Origin of the sequence: Allomesorhizobium aridi (genome assembly GCF_043769475.1) — a bacterium.
Lineage (GTDB): Bacteria > Pseudomonadota > Alphaproteobacteria > Rhizobiales > Rhizobiaceae > Allomesorhizobium.
In genome coordinates this window covers 3,523,107-3,544,885 of record NZ_CP171729.1, presented here as the reverse complement: position 1 = coordinate 3,544,885, position 21,779 = coordinate 3,523,107, and the positions used below count along the sequence as shown (strand labels likewise).

The following is a 21,779-nucleotide window of genomic DNA, read 5'->3' as shown; positions in this document are numbered from 1 at the left end:
CTCAGGAGCCGCTGCCGGAAGCGAGCGGCGTCGGCATGGCCGATGCCGAGGGTTCTCGGCCGGCGATCAGCAGTTCGGCGCCCTCGCGGACGACGTGGATGCCCTCCGTGACCACTTCGACGCCTGCGCGTATGTCGGCGTCGATCAGGACGCTCTCCGTGTTGCGCTGGACGATGCGAACCGGCGTGCGCTTGGCCCTGCCGTCCTCGCCAATCGCCCAGACGAAAGCTCCGTCGGCACCCCACTGGATGGCCAGAGGATCGACAGACGGGTAGGTGTCGCCGGCAAAACGCATCGAGACCTGGAAGGACATGCCCGCTCGCAGCGTATCGTCGGGATTGCCGATGCGCGCCCGCACATGCAGCGTCCGGCTGGCCTCGTCGAGGCGGTTGTCGACCGCGCTGACAGCGCCTTCGAACACCTGGTTGGGACGGGCGATCGAGGTGGCGCTCATTGGCATGCCGACGGTGATGGCGCTGGCGTAGCGTTCCGGCACCCAGAAATCGACTATGATGCTGGAGCGGTCGTCGAGCGTGGCGACGGCCGTTTCGGTCGCGACGTAGTTTCCAGCTTCCACCGGCAGGATGCCGACAATGCCGGAGATCGGGGCTTCAATCGAGCGGCGCTCGAGCGCAAGCTCGGCGTCGCGGACCGCCAGACGCGCATTGCCGAGCGCAAGCTCCGCTTCGGTCATCTGAACTGCGGTCGCGGTGTTGGATGACCGCAGCGCCTTGATGCGCTCGACGCGCGCCTCCGCATCGGCCATGGCGATCCGCGCCCGGTCGACCGCGATTTCCTCGGCGTCCGAATCGAGCTTGGCGATGACGTCGCCGGCGCGAATGCGGCTGCCGGAGGCGACCACCAGTTCGGTCAGCCGGCCGGCCGAATAGGGTTTGACGGTGACGGATTTGTTGGCGCGACCGGTTCCAATCGCCGACAGTTTGTCGTTGATGGTGGCAGGTACGACGGGTCGAGTTACGACCGCGGCCTTGGCCCCTGGGCCGCCGCGACCCTGACGGCTACCTTCGGCCGGGCTCTCGGCCTTGGGCGTAGCTGCCAGCGCCCATTCAATCCCCCAGCTTGCGAGTATTTCCGGCGCACCGGGAAAAAACCGCACCCAGGCCGCGGCTGCCGCCACCATGATGACGGCGGCAATAAGAAATTGTTTCCAGGCGGCCATCGGCACTCCGGTCGGCAGTTGGTTTCGGGTCCACCCGGCCTCTGCCGTACCGAAGAGCGAGCCGGGGAACTTTCGGGCGCTAAAGCACCCGGAAATCAGTACGCGGCCTTTATGACAATTCGCAGGCCGGTCCGCACCTTAAATATCTGTAATATCACACCGCGCGCGACTTAACCAAAATCACGAACGTCTGATTTTCAGCGCAGATTTTCCATCTCGCGGATGCGTCTGGCGCTCTCGGCCTCGAGTTCGCGCGTCACCTCTCCGATCAGCGCCTCGGCAAAGACGAAAAGCGCCGCCGACGAGTCCCATGGCGAAGGTACCGCCGTGCGCCCGGCGACGACGTGGCGGGCGAAGCGGGCGATCGGCGACAGCCACTGGTCGGTGAACAGCACGATCTGCACGCCGCGCTGATGCGCCTTCTCGGCGAAGCGGATCAGGCTGTCCTGATAGCGCCGGATATCGAAGATCAGGAGCACGTCGCGCTTGCCCATATCGATCAGCCGGTCGCGCCAATTGCTTTCCTGGCCGGTCAGATGAAAGACATTGGGCCGGATGATGGTCAGGTGCGCCGCCATGTAGCGCGCCACCGGATCGGTGAAGCGGCCGCCGATCAGGAAGGTCTTGGCGCGCGGATTGGAAAGATGAAGGACGATGTCGCGCATCTGCTTTTCGGAAACGTGGCGGAACGTCTCGCGGATGTTTTCGAGCGTCGCTTCCAGCATGGGCGAGGCTTCGCCGTGTCCAGTCGCCAAGGGCGATGCAGTGCGCGAAAGCGGAGACTGCAACTGCGCGGCGAGCTCGTCCTGCAACGCCGACTGGAATTCCGGATAGTTCTGGAAACCGAGGCGGGAAACGAAGCGGAGGATGGTGGGCGAACTGACGCCCGCCTGCAGCGAGAAATCGGCGACAGTCTTCAGCCCGATCATGGGATAGCTTGCGATAAGCGTCTGTGCCGCCCGGCGCTCGCCGGCCGGCATTGCATCGATGCGATCGGCGATCAGTTCGGCAATACTCGACGCCATGAACCCTCCCACGGCCCGCCGCCAATCATGACCGGCGGATGTCCCCCATCTTTCGCTGGTCAACGCGCGAACGCGTTTGACAAACTTTCCGAATGTGTATGAAATCATCCATCGAGGCGCAATGATACAAAATACGTAACATACGATACGGCGCTTCAGGGGACGACGACGAGAATGGAACCCGCGCTGCCAGCCGAGCACGCAACCTCCAATGCCGTCCGGATCACGAACCGCAACGGTCGTAGTCCGATCGTCGTCATTTGCGATCACGCCTCGAATTTCATTCCCGAACAGTTCGGCCGCCTCGGCCTCGGAGAGCGAGAGCTCGAAAGCCACATCGCCTGGGATCCGGGCGCGCTGCCGGTCGCCCGCCGACTGGCCAAGGCGCTCGATGCGGCGCTGGTCGAGTCCCGAGTTTCGCGCCTGGTGATCGACTGCAACCGCCCGCGGGACGCGCCCGACCTGATCTGCCCGGTCAGCGAGACGACGGTTGTTCCGGGCAACGCAGGCCTTTCGCCCCAGGATCGCGAGGCCCGTATCGCCCTGTCATGGCAGCCCTTTCACGAAGCGGTCGAAGCACTGATCGAGGACCGGCTTTCCCAAGGGCGCGATACCAGGTTGATCTCGGTCCATTCTTTCACGCCGGTCTACAAAGGCGTGAAGCGGCCCTGGCACATCGGCATCCTGCATGACGAGGACCGGAGCATCGCGGACCCGTTGATCGCCGCGCTGAAGTCGTCGAGCAGCATCGTCGTCGGCGACAACGAGCCTTATTCGCCGGCCGACCGGGTGTATTTCACGCTGGAGCGCCACGGGCGTTCGCGCGGGCTCGCCTGCGCCATGATCGAAATCCGCAACGACGAAATCGCCGAGGAAATCGGGCAGCGGAAATGGGCGGATATGCTCATAGGAATTTTTTCGAATCTGGAGCCCGAAGCGGGCAGAAGAACCGCCGCCCGGATCGGGATGCAACGTTCGGTCGAACAGTCAACTTGATAACAAAGGGGACATGAAATGACAGAATACACTGACGTCGACAAAAGCGAGGATATGAAAATCCTCCACGGCATGGGCTATGCCCAGGAACTCGAACGGCGGATGAGTCAGTTCTCGAACTTTGCCGTTTCGTTCTCGATCATCTGCATTCTTTCCGGCGGCATCAATTCGCTGGCGCAGGCGACATCGGGCGCCGGCGGCGCCGCGATCGGCATCGGCTGGCCGCTCGGCTGTTTTATCTCGTTGGTCTTTGCCGTTGCGATGGCGCAGATCAGCTCGGCCTACCCGACCGCGGGCGGCCTCTATCACTGGGGTTCGATCCTCGGCAACCGCTTCACCGGCTGGCTCACCGCCTGGTTCAACCTTCTCGGACTCATCACCGTTCTCGGCGCCATCAATGTTGGCACGTATTACTTCTTCATGGGCGCCTTCGGCGGCGCGCTGGGGCTTGAGGACACGACAACCACCCGTATCATCTTCCTGGCGATCATCACCGGCCTCCAGGCGCTCGTGAACCACATGGGCATTGGGCTCACGGCAAAGCTGACCGACTTTTCCGGCTACCTGATCTTTGCCACCGCAATTGCGCTGGCGCTGGTTTGCCTCGTGGCTGCCGATACCTGGGAGTTCGGCAGGCTCTTCACCTTTGGGAACTACTCGGGCGAGACCGGCGGCAACGTCTGGCCGGCGACATCCTCGACCTGGATTTTCCTGCTCGGGCTGCTGATGCCGATCTATACGATCACCGGCTATGACGCCTCGGCGCATACATCCGAGGAAACCCTCAAGGCCGCGCACTCCGTTCCGCGGGCGATGATCGGTTCGGTGCTTTGGTCGGCGCTGTTCGGCTACATCATGCTCTGCGCGTTCGTGCTCATGCTGCCCAGCATGGATGAGGCGGCGACGCAGGGCTGGAACGTGTTCTTCTGGGGCATGGACCAGCAGGTCAATCCGGCCGTCAAGAATATTCTCTATCTCGCGATCTTCGTGGCGCAATGGCTGTGCGGGCTCGCGACCGTCACCTCGGCTTCACGCATGATCTTTGCATTTTCGCGCGACGGTGGCCTGCCGGCTTCCTCGGCTCTCGCGAAAGTCAGCCCGACCTATCGCACGCCGGTGGCCGCGATCTGGACGGGCTCGATCCTGGCAGTCCTCTTCGTCTGGGGCTCTTCGCTCGTCTCTATCGGCGAGACGCCGGTCTATACGATCGTCGTGTCCTGCACGGTTATCTTCCTGTTCTTCTCCTTCATCATTCCGATCACGCTCGGCCTGATGGCCTGGGGCACGTCGAAATGGGACAAACAGGGTCCGTGGAACCTCGGCGAAGGCATGTTCAAGCTGTTTGCCGTGCTCTCCATCATTGCTATGGTCCTGATCTTCGTGATCGGCATCCAGCCGCCTAACGATTGGGCGCTCTACATTACCGTGGGCTTCCTGATCGTCACCGGCATCGTCTGGTTCGGCTTCGAGCGCTCGCGCTTCAAGGGACCGCCGATCGGCGAAGAGGTCGCCAAGCGGCAAGCCGAGATCGCCGCGGCGGAACGCGCTGTCGGCGAAACCGGGCACTGAGCCATCCTTCATCCTGCCGTGGCCGGCGTTACGCCGGCCACGGTCCTTAAAGTATCGTCGATTTTGAAATCTCATCACCGGGGTAGGCAAAGAATGGCCGAAAATTTCTCGTTCGATCAGTTGAAGAAAGCGGTTGCGGACGGCGAGATCGACACCGTTCTCGCCTGCGCCGTCGACATGCAGGGACGGCTCGTCGGCAAGCGCTTTCTGGCCAAATATTTCGTCGAGTCAGCCTATGACGAGACGCATGGCTGCAACTATCTGCTGGCCAACGACATCGATATGGAGCCTGTCCCGGGCTACAAGGCGGCGAGTTGGTCGAAAGGTTATGGCGACTTCGTCATGAAGCCCGACCTGTCGACGATCCGCCGCGTTCCATGGCTCGAAAAGACCGCCCTGGTTCTTTGCGACATTCTCGACCACCATACCCATGACGACCTGCCGCATTCGCCGCGTGCGATTCTGCGCAAGCAGGTGAAGCGCCTCCAGGAACGCGGCTATCTCGCCTATTTCGCGTCCGAGCTGGAGTTCTACCTGTTCAGCGAAACCTATGAATCCGCCCGCGCCAAGCACTGGCAAAACCTCGAAACGGCTTCGCCCTATATCGGCGACTACCTGATCGGCATCACAACCAAGGAAGAGGGCGTGATGCGCCGGCTGCGCAACGAGATGGAGGCGGCCGGCATCCCGATCGAGAATTCGAAGGGCGAGTGGGGACCGGGCCAGGAGGAGATCAACGTCCGCTACGCCGAAGTGCTGGAAATGGCGGACCGCCACGTCATCCTGAAAAACGGCGCCAAGGAAATCGCCGACAGCATGGGCAAGGCGATCAGCTTCATGGCCAAGTACAATTACGGCCTCGCCGGCAATTCGAGCCATATCCACAATTCGCTGTGGAGCGCCGACGGCAAGACGCCGCTTTTCTACGACAAGAACAGCGAATGGACGCTGAGCCAGCTCGGCCAGCAATGGGCCGCGGGCCAGCTCAAATACGCCAAGGAATTCACCTGGTTCCTGGCGCCCTACATCAACTCCTACAAGCGCTTTCAGTCCGGCACATTCGCCCCGACGAAGATCATGTGGAGCGAAGACAACCGCACAGCCGGTTTCCGCCTTTGCGGCGAGGGCACCAAGGGCATCCGCATGGAATGCCGCATCGGCGGCGCCGACCTGAACCCGTATCTCGCCTTCGCGGCGCTGATTGCGGCCGGGCTCGCCGGCATCGACGAGAAACTGGAATTGCAGAAGCCTTTCGTCGGCGACGCCTACCAGGCGGCCGACCTGCCCGAGATCCCGAAGACGCTGCGCGAGGCCATCCAGACGATGGAGGGCTCGGCCATGCTGAGGGAGGCCTTCGGCGAGGACGTGATGGAGCATTACCTGCATACGGCCCGCTGGGAGCAGCTCGAATACGACCGCCGCATCACGGATTGGGAGCTCCACAGGGGGTTCGAGCGGTACTGATCGACTCAAGAACAAGAAGAACACGAGGACGACATGACGGAAACCATAAAACTCAAATCCCCCATCGACGGCTCGATCTTTGCCGAGCGGCCGGTCGCCACCGATCAGGCGGTCAATGCAGCCGTCGAGCGCGCCAAAGCGGCGCAGGCTACCTGGGCCGAGACCCCGATCGCCGAACGTGGAAAATACCTGCTCGCCTTCCTCGAGGCGCTGCTGGCCATGAACGACGAGATCGTGCCGGAACTTGCCTGGCAGATGGGTCGGCCGACGCGTTACGGCGGGGAGAAGGGCGGCGTCGAGGAGCGTACCCGCTACATGGTGGCGCTCGCCGAGAAGGCGCTGGCGCCCTACGTTCCGGAGGACCGGCCAGGCTTTCGCCGCTACCTCAAGAAGGAGCCGCTCGGCGTGGTGTTCGTCATCGCGCCATGGAACTATCCGTACCTCACCGCGGTCAATTCGATCGTGCCCGCCTTGATGGCCGGCAACGCCGTGATCCTCAAGCACGCCGCCCAGACGCTGCTCGTCGGCGAGCGCTTCGCCAAGGCCTTCGAAAAGGCCGGCCTGCCGAAAGGCGTGTTCCAGAACATCGTGCTCAACCATGCGCAGACCGAGAAGCTGCTTGGCTCCGGCAAGATCGACCACGTCAACTTCACCGGCTCCGTCGCCGGCGGGCGCGCCATCGAGAAGGCCGCGGCCGGAACCTTCATGACGCTCGGCCTCGAACTCGGCGGCAAGGATCCGGCCTATGTGCTGCCGGACGTGAAACTCGACCATGCCGTCGCAAACCTCGTCGACGGCGCGTTCTACAATTCCGGCCAGTGCTGCTGCGGCATCGAGCGCGTCTACGTCCACGAGAAGGTCTACGACGAATTCGTCGAGGGCTTCATCGCCGAGACCAAGAACTACGTGGTCGGCAATCCGCTCGACCAGGCGACCACGATGGGGCCGATGGCGCAGGCCCGTTTCGCCGATTTCATCCGCGAGCAGAAGGCCGAAGCCCTGCGCAAGGGCGCGACCGCGCACATCGGCATGAAGGTCGACAACGACAAGGATGGCTCACCCTATCTGGCGCCGGAAGTGCTGACCAATGTCGACCACCAGATGAGCGTAATGCGCGAGGAGAGTTTCGGCCCGATCGTCGGCATCATGAAGGTGCGCAACGACGAGGAGGCAATCGCGCTCATGAACGACAGTCCTTACGGTCTGACCGCTTCCATCTGGACCACCGACACCGACCGCGCCGCCGCGATTGGCGACCGGATCGAGACCGGCACCGTGTTCATGAACCGCTGCGACTATGTCGATCCCGGCCTGGTCTGGACGGGGGTCAAGGAGACCGGAAAGGGCGGCGCCATGTCGGTCGTCGGCTATGAGAACCTGACCCGGCCGAAGTCTTTTCACCTGCGCGAAGCAATTTGATTTTTTCGAAAGAGCATTGATGCCCAAACTCGTTTCCAAATGGAACTACCCGACCACCGTGCGTTTCGGCGCAGGGCGCATTTCCGAACTGCCCGACGCGCTCGCCGCCGCCGGCATCAAGCGGCCGCTCTTCGTCACCGATCCCGGCTTGGCGAAACTGCCGGTGGTGGCCAGCACGCTGAAGCTGCTGGACGACGCCAGGATCCCTTACGGCGTGTTTTCGGACGTGAAGCCCAATCCGGTCGAATCCAACCTCACCGCCGGCATCGCGGTCTTCAAAAAGGGCAAGCATGACGGTGTCATCGCCTTTGGCGGCGGGTCGGGCCTCGATCTCGGCAAGCTGATCGCCTTCCAGGCCGGCCAGACGCGGCCGGTCTGGGATTTCGAGGATGTCGGCGACTGGTGGACGCGCGCCGATTCAGCCGCCATTGCGCCGATCGTCGCCGTGCCCACGACGGCAGGAACCGGCTCCGAGGTCGGCCGAGCAGGCGTCGTCACCCACGAGGAAACGCATACCAAGAAGGTGATCTTCCATCCGAAGCTGCTGCCGGCCATCGTTATCGCCGATCCCGAACTGACGGTCGGCATGCCGCCCGTCATCACGGCGGGAACCGGCATGGACGCCTTCGCCCATTGCCTCGAAGCCTATTGCGCGCCGGGCTACCATCCGATGGCCGACGGCATCGCGGTCGAGGGCATAAGGCTCGTGTTCGAGAACCTGCCCAAGGCATACGCCAACGGCAAGGATCTGACCGCCCGCGCGCATATGATGAGCGCCGCCGCCATGGGTGCTGCCGCCTTCCAGAAGGGCCTCGGCGCCATCCACTCGCTGTCGCACCCGATCGGTGCGCTCTACGACACCCATCACGGCATGACCAACGCGGTGTTCATGCCCTACGTGCTGGCCTTCAACCGCGACGCGATCGAAGAGCGCATCGCCAGGCTCGCCGCCTATATCGGCATCAAGGGCGGGTTCGACGGCTTCGCCAGGTCCGTGCTCAAGCTGCGCAAGGAACTGGGCGTGCCGCATGCGCTGCCGGGCCTGATCAAGGGGCTCGACATGGACAAGAAGCGCAAGGCGCTGATTGCCGAGATGGCAATCGTCGATCCTACGGCGGGCGGAAACCCGGTGAAGCTGACGCGGAAAGCGGCGCTGGCGCTGCTCGACAATTCGATCGCCGGCACGGTGCAAGGCTCTGCCGGTTAGAACTCAAAATGAAGGGAGGGGAGCAAAATCGAACAGGCGAAAATCGTTAGCCGGAAAACAATGGCCGCGATTGCCACAAGCATAGAAAAGTAGTTAACTTTTCCCTGCCTGGGGGGTCCGGGCGGCCGCATTTTCATCTGTCTGTCATCGAATGCCGGTAACCGCATCGCAGGCGTCCAATGGCGTCAGTTCAATGGAGAGAACACATGTTCAAGTTTACGGGAAAGGTCCTTTCCCTTACCGCCGCATCGCTTATGGCAGCGACGGCAATTACCTCTGCCCAGACCATGGACGAACTGGTTGCCGCCGCGAAGGCTGAAGGTCAGCTGACCACGATCGCGCTGCCGCACGACTGGTGCGGCTACGGCGAGGTCATCGCCGGCTTCAAGGCCAAGTACCCGGAAATCACCGTCAACGAGCTCAACCCCGACGCCGGCTCGAGCGACGAGATCGAGGCGATCAAGGCCAACAAGGACAACAAGGGCCCGCAAGCGCCTGACGTGATCGACGTCGGTCTTTCCTATGGACCGTCCGCCAAGCAGGAAGGCCTGATCCAGCCCTACAAGGTCTCGACCTGGGACACGATCCCTGACGATGCCAAGGATGCCGAAGGCCATTGGTACGGCGACTATTACGGCGTGCTGTCGTTCGAGGTGAACAAGGATCTGGTACCCAATCCGCCTGCAGACTGGGCCGATCTCCTGAAGGACGAGTACAAGAACGCCGTCGCGCTTGCCGGCGATCCGCGCGCGTCGAACCAGGCGATCCAGGGCGTCTATGCGGCCGGTCTCGGCTCCGGCGCCACGGATGCCGCATCGGCCGCCGAGAAGGGCCTCGCCTTCTTCAAGGAACTGAACGCCAAGGGCAATTTCGTGCCGGTCATCGGCAAGGCGGCGACTCTGGCGCAGGGCCAGACCCCAATCCTGATCACCTGGGATTATAATGCGCTCTCCGGCCGCGACACGCTGAAGGGCAACCCGCCGGTCGACGTGGTTGTGCCGAAGACCGGGGTGGTCGCCGGCGTCTATGTCCAGGCGATCAGCGCATTTGCGCCGCATCCGAACGCGGCCAAGCTCTGGATGGAATACCTCTATTCGGATGAGGGTCAGCTCGGCTGGCTGAAGGGCTATTGCCACCCGATCCGCTTCAACGATCTCGCCAAGAACGGCAAGATCCCGCAGGAGATGCTCGACAAGCTGCCGCCGGCCGCTTCCTACGAAGCCGCCGTGTTCCCGACGCTCGAGGATCAGGCGGCCGCCAAGGAAGTCATCACCAAGCAGTGGGACGCCGTGGTCGGCGCGAACGTGCAATAAGCATCCGGAATGCAGCGGGTTAGCCGAAAGGCGCCCGCCGCATTCCATTTGCTGCCCAGCCCCATGGCACATTTAAGCGACACCGAGACAGCGATCGAGCCGGCCGCGGCAAAAACTGCAGGCCGCAGTTTCCGTTTGCCGACGCAGTGGTTGGGCGTCGCGCCCTTCTTCATCTTCGCGCTGATGTTCTTGATCTTCCCGACGATCTATCTGGTCGTCGGCGCATTCCAGAACAATCAGGGCGAATTCACGCTGGAAAACATCGTCGCGCTTTCCCAGCCTTCCATCCTCGCGGCCTACTGGATCTCGATCAGGATCAGCCTGGCTTCCGCATTGCTCGGGGCGCTTGTCGGGCTCGCCATCGCCATCGCCATCGTGCGCGGAGGACTGCCCCCTTGGGTACGCTCGGCCACGATGACGTTTTCAGGCGTTGCCTCCAATTTTGCCGGCGTTCCGCTGGCATTCGCCTTCCTCGCCACGCTCGGCCGCCTCGGCTTGGTCACCGTCCTCCTCAGGGCCTGGGGCATCGACATATATGCCCTCGGCTTCAATATCCTGTCCTTCTGGGGCCTGACGCTCACCTATCTGTTCTTCCAGATTCCGCTGATGGTGGTTATCATCACGCCGGCTATCGACGGGCTGAAAAAGGAATGGGGCGAGGCCGCCGCCACGCTTGGCGCGACCCAGTTCCAATACTGGCGCATGGTCGCCATACCCGTCCTTTGGCCGAGCTTCCTCGGCACGGTGATCCTGCTTTTCGCCAATTCCTTCGGCGCCATCGCCACGGCTTATGCACTCACCGGCTCGTCGCTCAACATCGTGCCGATCCTGCTCTATGCGCAGATACGCGGCGACGTGCTGCACAATCCGCATCTCGGTTATGCGCTCGCATTCGGCATGATCTTCGTCACCGGCCTCGCAAACGTGTTCTACATCTGGTTCCGGACGCGCAGCGAAAGGTGGCTGAAATGAAGACCGGGCGTTTCTGGGCCTGGCTCACCTTCGCGGTCGGCGCGGCCTATTTCTTCATCCCGTTGATCGCGACGTTCGAATTCTCGCTGCGGATGCGGCGCGGCGAGTACTCCTTCGACGCCTACCGCGTCGTGTTCGGCGATCCCCGTTTCCACGAAACCTTCGGCTATTCTGTCGTGGTCGCCTGCTTCACCATTCTGCTCGGGGTCCTGCTTGTGGTGCCGACGGCCTACTGGATCAGGCTGCGCATGCCGCATATCCGGCCCGTCGTCGAGTTCATCACGCTCCTGCCGCTCATCATCCCGGCGATCGTCATCGTGTTCGGCTATATCCGCATGTACGGCTCGTCATCGCCGCTTCCTTTCCTGGCGACGCGACGCGGCACCGACCTCTTGCTGATCATCGGCTATGCGACGCTGGCGCTGCCCTATATGTACCGAGCCGTCGACACGGGCTTGAGAACAATCGACGTGCGCACACTCACCGAGGCGGCGCAGATACTGGGCGCCGGCTGGACGACCATAATTGCGCGCATCATCCTGCCCAATGTGCTGATAGCGGTCCTTTCGGGCGCGTTTCTCACATTCGCAATCGTGATCGGCGAGTTCACCATGGCGAGCCTGCTCAACCGCCCGGCCTTCGGCCCCTACCTGCAGAACATCGGCGCCAACCGCGCCTACGAGCCGGCGGCGCTGGCGGTCATCGCCTTCGCCATCACCTGGGGCTGCATGGCGGTCATCCAGCTTCTCTCCCGGTTTGCGCCGAAATCGGCCAACAATCCGTCGCACTGAAAGTCCAGCCCATGGCCGAAACCTTCCTTTCGATCCAGAACGTCCGCAAGGCCTTCGGCGCGACCACCGTGGTCCAGGACTTCAACCTGGACGTCGAGCGCGGCGAGTTCGTTTCCTTTCTCGGGCCGAGCGGCTGCGGCAAGACCACGATGCTGCGCATCGTCGCCGGCTTTGAGGAGCCCAGCGCCGGCATGGTGATGGTCGGCGGCAAGGATGTCACCAATCTGAAGCCGAACCAGCGCGACATCGGCATGGTGTTCCAGGCCTATGCGCTGTTTCCGAACCTGACAGTGGCGCAAAATATCGGTTTCGGGCTGAAGGTCGCGGGTGTTCCCCGGGCCGAGTCGGATGCGCGCGTCGCCGAGATGCTGTCGATCATCAAGCTGCCGGAGTTCGGCGACCGCTATCCGTATCAACTTTCGGGCGGCCAGCAGCAGCGCGTGGCGCTCGCCCGCGCGCTGGCGCCGAAGCCGAAGCTGCTGCTGCTCGACGAGCCCCTGTCCGCACTCGACGCCAAGGTCCGCGTGTCGCTGCGCGAGGAAATCCGTTCCATCCAGAAGAAGCTCGGCATTACCACCATCTTCGTTACCCACGACCAGGAAGAGGCGCTGTCCATGTCGGACCGCATCGTCGTCATGTATGGCGGCAAGGCCGAGCAGGTCGGCACGCCGTTCGAGATCTACAACAAGCCGGCGACGAAATTCGTCGCCAATTTCGTAGGGACACTGAACGTACTCGAAGCCACGGTCAGCGACGCCGCCGGCGGCAAGGTCAGCGTCGGCGGCAGCGATCTGGTCCTGAAGCAGCCGCTTAACGGGGCCAAGGCCGGCGACACGCTTTCCCTGGCGCTGCGCCCTGAAGCGATCTCGCTTGGAAAACAGCCTGGCCGTGACGCCAGTCTCGGGGGCGAAATTTCCGAAGTCAGCTTTCTCGGCTCTGTGATCCGTATGCGCGTCGATCTCGGCAACAGCGCTGTTTCGCTCGATACGTTCAACAATCCCACAACCCCGCCGCCCAATGTCGGCGACAGGACCGAGATCAGTTTCTCGTCCAGTGACCTGCTGGTTTTGCATTAGGTGGGTGTGCTTGAAGTCTTACCTCGCAGGGTGCGGGCCATCCCGCAAAAGTTTTAACGCCCTGAAATCAACGTCTTGCACGATTTCTTCTTTTTTCGCCCTCGCTTTTGTCCACACCCCCTGCCACCTCCACCATACTCAGTCCCGGCAGCTTGCTGGTGGGAACGGGTGTGCACGACCGGCATCCAGGCAAGTGTGGCGCCGGAGATGATTCCCGCATGGTCGTGCGGGGCGCTCCGGCCCCGGGTCGAACCTGTGCGCCCGCTCCTTGTCCCAGAATACCGGGACAGGGCATGGGCCGGGAGCGGCAAGGGGAGAAAACGCCGGCGGCGCATGGCAGCGCGTCACTAAATTAAATTGATTAGGCGTGGTTGCCATGCGCCGCTTCCCACAATGGCCAGACGCGAAAGCGGGCGTGGCAACGGAGAAGCTCGTTCTTCTGAACATCACCGCCGTCTGGCTCAATCCCCTTGCTTGGGCCTGCTCATTGCAAGCCCTGCGCCGACCCGCTACTCCATCAGAATACTGAGCCGGATAATCGATGAAGCTCGTCAGCTATAACATTCAGTACGGTTTCGGAGCAGACGGCCGCTACGATCTGGAGCGGATCGCGCGCGTTGTTGCCGGCGCCGACATCATCGCACTGCAGGAGGTCGAGCGCGGCTGGCGGCGGACCGGTTCCGACGATCAGCCCGAGATGCTCGGCCGGCTCTTGCCGGATCACTATTGGGTCTACGGACCGGCCTTCGACATGGACGCCAGCACCCGCGTGGACGGCCGCGTCGTCAACCGGCGGCGGCAGTTCGGAACCATGCTGCTGTCGCGCTTGCCAATCGTTTGGTCGCGCCTGCACCTGCTGCCGATGCGCCGAACGGTTAGCCCGCTCAACACGCAGAATCCGGCGCTCGAATGCATGATCCGCACGCCAGTCGGGCCCGTGCGGTTCCTGTCGTTGCACCTCGCGCATATCGGCGCGGAGGAGCGGCTGGAGCAGATTTCTTTCCTGCAGGACCTGCATCGCCGCACGCCGTTCCAGGGCGGCCCGTGGAGCGGCGTCGACGACGAACCGGAGCGCGACTGGACACATGGCGAGAGCGAGCCGGAATGCCCGCTGGCGGCGGTCTGGATGGGCGATTTCAACTGCGAGCCGGACAGCGCCGAATATCGCGCGATCACCGGCACGACGCCGTACCATGCCGGAGTCGCTTATCTCGACGGTTTTGTCGATGCGGCGACGATTGCCGGCCACGGTCCTGGCGATCTCCATACGCATGTGAAGGAGATCGGCGGCCGCATCATGAAGCGCCGGCTCGATTATTGCTTCGTCGGCTCGATGCTCGCCTCGCGCGTGCGCTCGGTCAGCGTCGACAACGCTGAAATCGCTTCCGACCACCATCCGCTTTTCGTCGACATCGACCTTGACGATCCGGGATCGCGGATCGCGCCGGAATGACGCTTACCGTTTTCTTCGCGGTGCTCGCGGCGGCCGCCATGCATGCCGCATGGAACGCGCTGATCAAGATGCGCGGCGACCGCTTCGCCTCGATCTCGCTGACCTCGCTCGGCATGAGCCTCGCCGCATTGCCGGTCATTCCCTTCGTCGAATTTCCCGGTGCTGACGTCTGGCCGTTCATCGCCGCCTCGCTCGCCATCCATATCGGCTATCGGCTGTTCCTGGTCATGGCCTACGAGGCCGGCGACCTCGCCCAGACCTATCCGCTGGCGCGGGGTGCAGCGCCACTGATGACCACGGTCGGCGCGATCTTCCTGCTTGCCGAATTGCCGACGCTGCTGGCGATACTCGGCATTGTGCTCCTTTCGACCGGCACGCTGCTGATGTCGTTTCGCGGCGGCAGGGGCCTCGGCAGGCTCGACCACCGGGCGGTCGGGTTCGCGCTGACCACTTCGATCTTCGTCACGGGCTACACGCTGACCGACGGCAGCGGCGCCCGGCTCGCCGCCACCGCGTCGAGCTATGCGGCATGGCTGTTCCTCTGCGACGGGCTGGTCTCGATGGCGATCGGCTTCTACTACCGCGGGCGCAGCCTGCTTCCGATCATGAAGACGGAATGGCATATCGGCGTTCTCACCGGGCTTCTGAGCGCCGCCTCCTACTGGATCGCGATGTGGGCGATGACGAAAGCGCCGATCGCATCGGTGGCGGCCCTGCGCGAAACCTCAATCCTGTTTGCCATGCTCATCTCGGTCTTTGCATTACGCGAAAAGATGACCGGATGGCGGGTCGCCGCCGCGCTCTGCATAGTCGCCGGCGTCGTGGCGCTCCGGCTGGGCTGAGCGCCTGCATACCGGCCGTTGCCGGGCATTGTGGTCGACATGTACTACGATGAGCGACGCATGAGAAAAAGCGCAACGGGCAGGAGCAGGATGGGAAGCACGTAGCTCGCCACGAGCGCCAGGATCGGCTTGTCGGCCCAGCCGGCGCCGATCGCCGCAAACGCAAACGCGGTTGGTACGCTGCCCAAGGCCAATGCAGCTGTGAATTTTCTCGTCGGCATCCCCGCAAGCCCAGCAAGAAAGACCATGGCTTCCGGAACGCTGTAGGGGAGGCTGCGGGTCAGGACGATCGCCCACGCACCGCTCCTTTCGAACAAGCTCTCCATCCTGTTCAATGACTGGGGGCCAACAAAGCGCTTCACCATTCGCCGTGCGGAGGTGAGCATGAGGACATAGCCCAGAAGGCCGCCAGTAATCAGGCCGACGCTACCCAAAAGACCCCCGAGCACCGTACCGTAGATGACGCCGAGAGCAGCAATCACCACGGTCTGCGGGACCGGCAACACAACATCAGCCCAGATGAGAACGATGCCTGCGGCCCATGCCCAGCTCTCGTATTTCCGGAGTGTGAGTACTGCGTCGTTGGCCTCCTGAGGCGTCGGGATCGTGGCGCAGGAGGCCAGCGCCAATGCCATTACGACTACGGCCAAGCCCAATCTCAATTCGGCCTCCGGCTCTTCCAAGATTGGTCAACGGGGCCGGCGCTACAGCCAACGGCGGACATGCGCTTTGTAGTCGCGGTAGGAGTCGCCGAAGCGTCGCTCGAGATATGCTTCTTCGCGCGCGACCACGACGTAGCGCAGGATGATGACGAGAGGCAGCGCGAGGACAAGGACCCACGGGCTGAGCGCAGCTATGCCGATGCCTACATAGATAAGGAGCATGCCGACATAGATCGGATTGCGGCTCCAGGCATGTATGCCGGTTGCGACCAGCGCGCGGACGGGCTGGTTGGAGCGCACGGGCGTAGCCGCGCGAGAGAAATTGCGAATTCCCGCGGCCATGATCGCAATGCCGACCACGACCAGCCCTCCACCCACGGTCCAGCGGATGAGGCCGGCCTCCGGCAAGATGAGCGGCAAGGGAAGCATGCGATCCAGGACAAGCCCCAGGAACAGGCACGCGAGATAGAGCAACGGCGGCCGCGCGATGCCCCGCGCTGCCGGGGCGTCATCAGCCTGCTGGTCGGTAGAGCCCATATTGGCTTCTCCTACTTGCCAGACGCTGCGCCGAAGGTCAGGATCGGCGTTAAGATGACAATACGGGTGTCATTCTAATATTTGACAACACAGGTGTCAATCTGCAAACGGCGGAGCGAAACAGGATGGCGACGGCGCGACAGGGGAAAGCGGAAAGTCAGATCGCCACGAGCAAGGGCGAGGCGATCGCGGACCTGATGCTCGAAACAGCGCAATTCTTCTTTCGAATACGGGCAGTTGGCCAGAGGACAGGGCTCATCACGAGCTGGGGCGGCGGCGCGTTCGGCTTCATGCGCAGCCTGGCGCTGCTCGGCCCCCTCACCGTGCCGCAGATCGCCCAGATGCGACCGACCAGCCGCCAGCGCATGCAGCGGTTGGCCGACGAGCTGGCGGCGGAGGGGCTCGTGGAACTCATCGACAATCCGAGGCATCGGCGATCGAAACTGGTGAGCCTCACGCCCAAGGGTGAAGCGCACTACCGCGAGATGAACGCCCGGCTCCTAGCGATCGCCTCGACGATGGGCGCCGGCCTGAGCGAGGCCGACATCCGCAACACTGTCGAAATCGTGCGGCGGCTCAGCGACGAGGCAAAAGAACGCTGAGAGCGGCGGCCGTAGACCGCGAGGCTGGCGCCAGGGCGGGATGGTGCGAGTCAACACCGGCCTAGCGGCGAATGGTGGAATTGGGATCAGGATGGTGGGCGTGACAGGGATTGAACCTGTGACCCCTGCAATGTCAATGCAGTGCTCTCCCGCTGAGACAGAGTTCCGCTTCGCTGCACTCCTATCGAAAGACTGAATGAATTCAGCTGCTTACGCAGTCTACGATCTTTCTCGCTACATGTCCATCCGAAGCCGAAATCTGGGGCTTTTTCCTAGATGACTGTGACGGGTGTGTGCCAGGCCATATTGAAATAGCGAGTAAACCGAATCCCCCGTTTGCCGGACAGATGGTCCCCAGTTATATCGCGTCAACCACGGGAGGTCCGAAAGTCAGCTCATTCATTATCCGTCGAACCAGCTTGTCGCTTGGGTGCTTGGCATTCAGATCGTGCTTGGCATGAATATAAGAAATCAAATACTCCAAGTCCTCAGCGTCCTTTGTTGAGTTGTACCCAATCAACCTATCACGCTTGAGCTGTCCCAACAAAGAAAATAGGAAAAATGATCTCTTATGACAACCATCAATGTACTTAACAGCGTGCGTGAGCCATTTATGCGGCTTCGTTATAATTATTTGCATAGCCGCAAAGAACCTAAACATCTCGTCGGTTTCCCTGTCCAGAAAGTTAAAGAACAACGGACCGGTTCTCCTTGTGGAAAGGTCCTTTGATGACAGCCGGGACAGGAAGGCCGGCAATATTTCGATCAATGCCATCAGACGCTCGTCCTCAGAATAATTGTCGTAAGAATCGTCCAGTACAAACAGCACATCCTCAAATACTGCTGTCTTGTCGCGTACCAAGATTGGGGAAACCAGCAACGTTGCTTGAATGATTTCTTTCCAAACAGTGAAAATCTCCCGAAGGAGCACCAGCTTCTCCTCAGAATCAACATGATCGCTGTTACGAATCGCTTTAGACGATGCCACCATTACATGTGCCGTGGTGCCCAGTGACAAATCAGCTATAAAGTTACGCAATTCTTGCCGGTATGGTTTAGCGGGATTGAAATCCTTATCAGCAATAGAATCCTTCACGGCTACCGGCAGATTTGTTTCATCAACAATCTGGTCTAGTTTTTCACTAACGACGTCGATTTCTTTGACGGTAGGGCTCCAGTGAATTGTATTGTACACCGTAGCGTCGCCGCTGATGTTAGAGCGACGGCGAAAATCCTCATTCATATCCGCGAGGTCTGCTCTCAAAGATCGAATTAAATCCGTGCGACGTCTGTCGATTCCAGAATAGTACTCTATCATCTCGGAGTATCTCGCATAGTTCTTCTTAGTCAATATAAACTGACAAAACTCATCATTAGTAATCATATGGTGAGCACCAAAGAAATATACCCAATATATATAGTTAAATTTATATGCAGAGCCATAGCCAACTATAATCTTCTCTCTAATCAAGCACTCGAATAGCAAATTGACATCAAGGTCAATGGACTTTTCGTCGCAATACAAAATAATTGTGAGCAAAAAGTCGTGCTTTTCGAATTGGTTCTTGTCATCCTTAATGAGATTTGCGCAAAAAAGACCGAGAGCATAGCAGCAGTCCTTTATATCTGGTGCTGTATCGTATGTACCAACTGGCATATTTGCCAAAATAGCCGCAGACAATTGCAGTGTATGAACCTCAGTCATATTAAGGGGAGTGATATCAAAATATCTATAAGCAATGCTCAAAAGCAGCTTTGCATGAAATGGAGTGCGATGAATGTTGATGTTGTCGATATCGCTGACGATTCTATTGGTTAAAATATTCTCGTCGATATTCAGACCGGACTTAATCTGATTTTGAACGATAGATCGAATTTCTGATCTGCTAAGGCTTGTTACGTAAAATTCAGTGAAATTGCTGGCTAGCGTTTCAGATAGGGGGCGGGAAAGCTGCGACATCGACCGTTGGGTGTTTAGAAAGACGATATGGCGATCGGGAAACCGTTCCGTGATGCACTTTAGGAAGCGTCGAATTTTATCGAGCTCAACCGCTTCCAAGTCAACAATAAAGCCGCCAAAGTCTGAGTTGGAAAGTCCAAAGCGCCCCACAAATGACTCGACCAATCGTGAGCATTCTGCTTCGTAAAGAGGCATTTTGCTGGAGGGTATCGCAAGGAGTAGCGACGAAGCTGTTTGCCAGTACTCTAAAGCGAGATTCTTACCGAGGGTTGTGAGTCCAAAGCGTGGTGGAGCTGACAAAATCAGGCGCTTATTGCGTTTCAACGCGTCAATAGGGGCTATAGTATCTGAGACAGCTGTCTCACTGACGTGTTCGGGATTTTCGGACAAGTGCGGCGTCACCCAGCAATCGTTGAGCGAGGCATAGGAGCGAAGTGCATCGGTGAATGCTTCGGCTAGAAATTGTTCAGGCTTCTCCACAGAGGTATGAATGAGAGTTGAACCACCAGAGGGGCTGCCGTCAGTTGGTTGAGATGAATGAGATTTGGAAATGAACGTCCCGGTGTCATTGCCGGTGATTGTGGTCCCAGAAACAAAACGGTGGGTTTTTGGGCTCCATGTCCGATAGTGTACGACAATCTCATTAGTGGCGGTATCGATATCTAAATAGGTATACCCATTCGGAAAATCCTTAGCGTGAAACAGAGCCGGCGCTATGGAAACCAAGCAGGAGCCAGCCGTGTTGGTTAGTCCAGACGGGTTCGCCTCATGAATGTGACCAGATAATACTAATGAAAAATGCCTTTGAATGAGTGTTCTAAGCTCAATCTCAGCATCCTCTGTTAGCCAATCAATTGGGTGGTGCACAACTAAGATTTTAAATTTCGTATCGGTGACCTGCAACCACTCATTTAATCTGCGCGTCTCCACACGAAGTTTGCGCCTGTCGTCGATGGACTGCGTTCTTTCCATATTCATCGCCCCCCCGAACGAAAGTAGGGCGGAATTCAACACATAGACGCCAATATCGTTGAACTCGTTGAAGTCACCAAAAAAGTAGTCGCCACTAGCGACGGTACCGAAATGCAATTGCTGGAACGAGTCAAAATCGTCGAATTTCGGCCTAATCAATTTAGAGAACGAATCGGACTCTAGCAGGGTGTTGAAAGTCGTTTCAGAACTGCCTTTGCTTGTGATAGCTTCAAGTACGAAAATGTTCTTTTCGATATAATCCCGATTTACATCATGATTGCCTGAACAGCATATACGGCGACCCTTGTCCGGGAACATTGAAAGAAGTGTCCCAAAATGGCGAGTAAATTCGGCGTACATCTCTTGGCTTGAACCAGCCTGAACTAAATCGCCGGAAAATACCAGGAAGGGCTCATTGCTCTCATTGACGCGTGGCTTTATGTCATCAAAAAAAGCGTCAAGGACAACACCCTGCTGCTCATGCCATCCCTTGTTCATGTGCAGATCAGAGATATGAAAAATACGCGTTCGCATTTCTAACCAGTCCTTCCAGAGTCGCCCGACATTACGTATTCACAGAGATGGTCACTAATTATAATTTTCATTGCGTAGCAATATGCTGTGGATGTAGCCAAGTGAGACGCCATGCTTTTTTGACAGCTGACGGAGCGTCAGGCCGGCCTTTCGATCAGCGGCGATCTCTACTAGATCAACAATGTTCTTTGGTCGCCCCAGTGTTTTCCCACTTGCCTTTGCCCTAGCCAGGCCCGCCAAGACCCGATCCCGGATCATCGCCCTTTCAAATTCGGCGAAGACACCCGTCATTTGAAACATAGCCTTGCCGGATGGGGTGGTCGTGTCAATTGCCTGCTTGTGTAGGTAAAGGTCCACGCCGTTAGCATGCAAGTCGTCGAGGGATTGGACCAAGCCTGTCAAGCTTCTTCCTAACCGTGAGACATCCCACGACAGCAGAACGTCGAACCTGGCTCTCACAGCATCTTTGAGCATCTGATCATATGCAGGGCGCTTGTCCCGTCCCTCGGCTCCGCTAATGCCATCATCCTCATATATGGCCGCAATCCTCCACCCTTTCGCCTGGGCGACTTGTTCGAGTTCGATCCTTTGATTGTCCGTTGTCTGATCCTTCGTGCTCACTCTCAAATAGAGGGCAGCTCGGGTGGCCATCAGTTATCCTCCTTTGTTCACAAAACACTCCTTTAATGAACGCGCAATTCGGCCGTTTGATGGCCAGAAAAAACAAAGGCTTCGAGGTCGAGAACCGGACAGGTTTTTTGAACGCATGCATTCAGACAGGTGATCTGCCCAAAAGGTGCGTATTCAGGTAAGCTGATAATTCAACGCTGGTACTCAAGGTGGGGAAAAAATGCTGAACGATTTGAAAGACTGGGCGATTGAGAAGAAAGATGAGACTGTTCAGAGGGGGGCTGAGGTCGCATCCGAAATTCGGGCGGCGACATAATGGAGTGGTCGGGTACTGTATGGATCGTAATCGGTGTCGTTGTCGCCCTAATGGTCATTGGCGCAGCTTCGAAGGCATGATGTTTTTTCGTAGGAATGAAAAGTGTATGCGCGGTTGGCCCATTGCCCCTTGTGTCAGAGTTGTAAAGCTTCAACGACCCAGACAAAAGACAGCGGAATTTGGATTGCGATCTGCGTGAGGAAGTCATGTAGGGGCCACCGGGAGTAGGGGCGAGTGCCAGGCCGGGGGGTAGCTAGCG

General features: G+C 59.6%; 18 protein-coding genes. 12 read left to right on the top strand and 6 right to left on the bottom strand.

Annotation, left to right across the window (positions count from 1 at the left end):
* Nucleotide 1: 1 nt before the first annotated feature.
* On the bottom strand, nucleotides 2–1,180 hold the full coding sequence (locus tag ACG873_RS19455; protein ID WP_394886838.1) for an efflux RND transporter periplasmic adaptor subunit: 1,179 nt from the start codon (nucleotides 1,178–1,180) through the stop codon (nucleotides 2–4).
* A 197-nt stretch (nucleotides 1,181–1,377) separates the two neighbouring features.
* Nucleotides 1,378–2,205, bottom strand: a complete 828-nt coding sequence (locus tag ACG873_RS19450; protein WP_394886836.1) for a MurR/RpiR family transcriptional regulator — start codon at nucleotides 2,203–2,205, stop codon at nucleotides 1,378–1,380.
* Between the two features lie 174 nt (nucleotides 2,206–2,379).
* On the opposite strand from ACG873_RS19450, the gene ACG873_RS19445 reads away from it, so the two are divergent.
* The 11 genes from ACG873_RS19445 to ACG873_RS19395 all read left to right on the top strand — a co-directional run bounded on the left by ACG873_RS19445 (nucleotide 2,380) and on the right by ACG873_RS19395 (nucleotide 15,307).
* Nucleotides 2,380–3,201, top strand: coding sequence for an N-formylglutamate amidohydrolase (locus tag ACG873_RS19445; RefSeq protein WP_394886834.1), 822 nt, complete (start codon nucleotides 2,380–2,382; stop codon nucleotides 3,199–3,201).
* Nucleotides 3,202–3,219: 18 nt separating this feature from the next.
* A complete protein-coding gene (locus ACG873_RS19440; protein WP_394886833.1) occupies nucleotides 3,220–4,770 on the top strand; it encodes an amino acid permease in 1,551 nt (516 codons plus the stop codon).
* A gap of 93 nt (nucleotides 4,771–4,863) precedes the next feature.
* Entirely contained in the window at nucleotides 4,864–6,234 is a 1,371-nt protein-coding gene (locus ACG873_RS19435; protein WP_394886832.1) for a glutamine synthetase family protein, read from the top strand.
* A gap of 33 nt (nucleotides 6,235–6,267) precedes the next feature.
* A complete protein-coding gene (locus ACG873_RS19430; protein WP_394886830.1) occupies nucleotides 6,268–7,653 on the top strand; it encodes an aldehyde dehydrogenase family protein in 1,386 nt (461 codons plus the stop codon).
* Between the two features lie 19 nt (nucleotides 7,654–7,672).
* Nucleotides 7,673–8,860 (top strand): iron-containing alcohol dehydrogenase, encoded by a 1,188-nt coding sequence (locus ACG873_RS19425; RefSeq protein WP_394886828.1) that lies wholly within the window; start codon nucleotides 7,673–7,675, stop codon nucleotides 8,858–8,860.
* A 206-nt stretch (nucleotides 8,861–9,066) separates the two neighbouring features.
* A complete protein-coding gene (locus tag ACG873_RS19420) occupies nucleotides 9,067–10,173 on the top strand; it encodes an ABC transporter substrate-binding protein (RefSeq protein ID WP_394886826.1) in 1,107 nt (368 codons plus the stop codon).
* Nucleotides 10,174–10,236: 63 nt separating this feature from the next.
* Nucleotides 10,237–11,145, top strand: a complete 909-nt coding sequence (locus tag ACG873_RS19415) for an ABC transporter permease (protein WP_394886824.1) — start codon at nucleotides 10,237–10,239, stop codon at nucleotides 11,143–11,145.
* Nucleotides 11,142–11,936, top strand: a complete 795-nt coding sequence (locus tag ACG873_RS19410) for an ABC transporter permease (protein ID WP_394886823.1) — start codon at nucleotides 11,142–11,144, stop codon at nucleotides 11,934–11,936. The genes ACG873_RS19415 and ACG873_RS19410 overlap by 4 nt, the downstream gene beginning before the upstream one ends.
* An 11-nt stretch (nucleotides 11,937–11,947) precedes the next feature.
* On the top strand, nucleotides 11,948–13,012 hold the full coding sequence (locus ACG873_RS19405) for an ABC transporter ATP-binding protein (RefSeq protein ID WP_394886821.1): 1,065 nt from the start codon (nucleotides 11,948–11,950) through the stop codon (nucleotides 13,010–13,012).
* A gap of 541 nt (nucleotides 13,013–13,553) precedes the next feature.
* The gene (locus tag ACG873_RS19400; protein ID WP_394886819.1) at nucleotides 13,554–14,465 is read left to right on the top strand and encodes an endonuclease/exonuclease/phosphatase family protein; all 912 of its coding nucleotides are present in this window, start codon (nucleotides 13,554–13,556) and stop codon (nucleotides 14,463–14,465) included.
* Nucleotides 14,462–15,307, top strand: coding sequence for an EamA family transporter (locus tag ACG873_RS19395; RefSeq protein ID WP_394886818.1), 846 nt, complete (start codon nucleotides 14,462–14,464; stop codon nucleotides 15,305–15,307). The genes ACG873_RS19400 and ACG873_RS19395 overlap by 4 nt, the downstream gene beginning before the upstream one ends.
* Nucleotides 15,308–15,351: 44 nt before the next feature.
* On the opposite strand, the gene ACG873_RS19390 is transcribed toward ACG873_RS19395, so the two are convergent.
* Nucleotides 15,352–15,942 (bottom strand): TVP38/TMEM64 family protein, encoded by a 591-nt coding sequence (locus tag ACG873_RS19390; RefSeq protein ID WP_394886816.1) that lies wholly within the window; start codon nucleotides 15,940–15,942, stop codon nucleotides 15,352–15,354.
* 69 nt (nucleotides 15,943–16,011) lie between these two features.
* The gene (locus ACG873_RS19385; RefSeq protein WP_394886815.1) at nucleotides 16,012–16,506 is read right to left on the bottom strand and encodes a methyltransferase family protein; all 495 of its coding nucleotides are present in this window, start codon (nucleotides 16,504–16,506) and stop codon (nucleotides 16,012–16,014) included.
* 125 nt (nucleotides 16,507–16,631) lie between these two features.
* On the opposite strand from ACG873_RS19385, the gene ACG873_RS19380 reads away from it, so the two are divergent.
* On the top strand, nucleotides 16,632–17,108 hold the full coding sequence (locus tag ACG873_RS19380) for a MarR family winged helix-turn-helix transcriptional regulator (RefSeq protein ID WP_394886813.1): 477 nt from the start codon (nucleotides 16,632–16,634) through the stop codon (nucleotides 17,106–17,108).
* A 358-nt stretch (nucleotides 17,109–17,466) separates the two neighbouring features.
* Here ACG873_RS19380 and ACG873_RS19375 read toward each other — a convergent pair whose 3' ends face one another.
* Both ACG873_RS19375 and ACG873_RS19370 read right to left on the bottom strand, forming a co-directional pair.
* Nucleotides 17,467–20,574 carry a metallophosphoesterase gene (locus ACG873_RS19375; RefSeq protein ID WP_394886811.1) on the bottom strand — a complete coding sequence of 1,036 codons (3,108 nt, stop codon included), beginning with the start codon at nucleotides 20,572–20,574 and terminating at the stop codon, nucleotides 17,467–17,469.
* A 54-nt stretch (nucleotides 20,575–20,628) separates the two neighbouring features.
* Complete coding sequence (locus ACG873_RS19370) at nucleotides 20,629–21,225, bottom strand: recombinase family protein (RefSeq protein WP_394886809.1); 597 nt, start codon at nucleotides 21,223–21,225, stop codon at nucleotides 20,629–20,631.
* Between the last annotated feature and the right edge of the window lie 554 nt (nucleotides 21,226–21,779).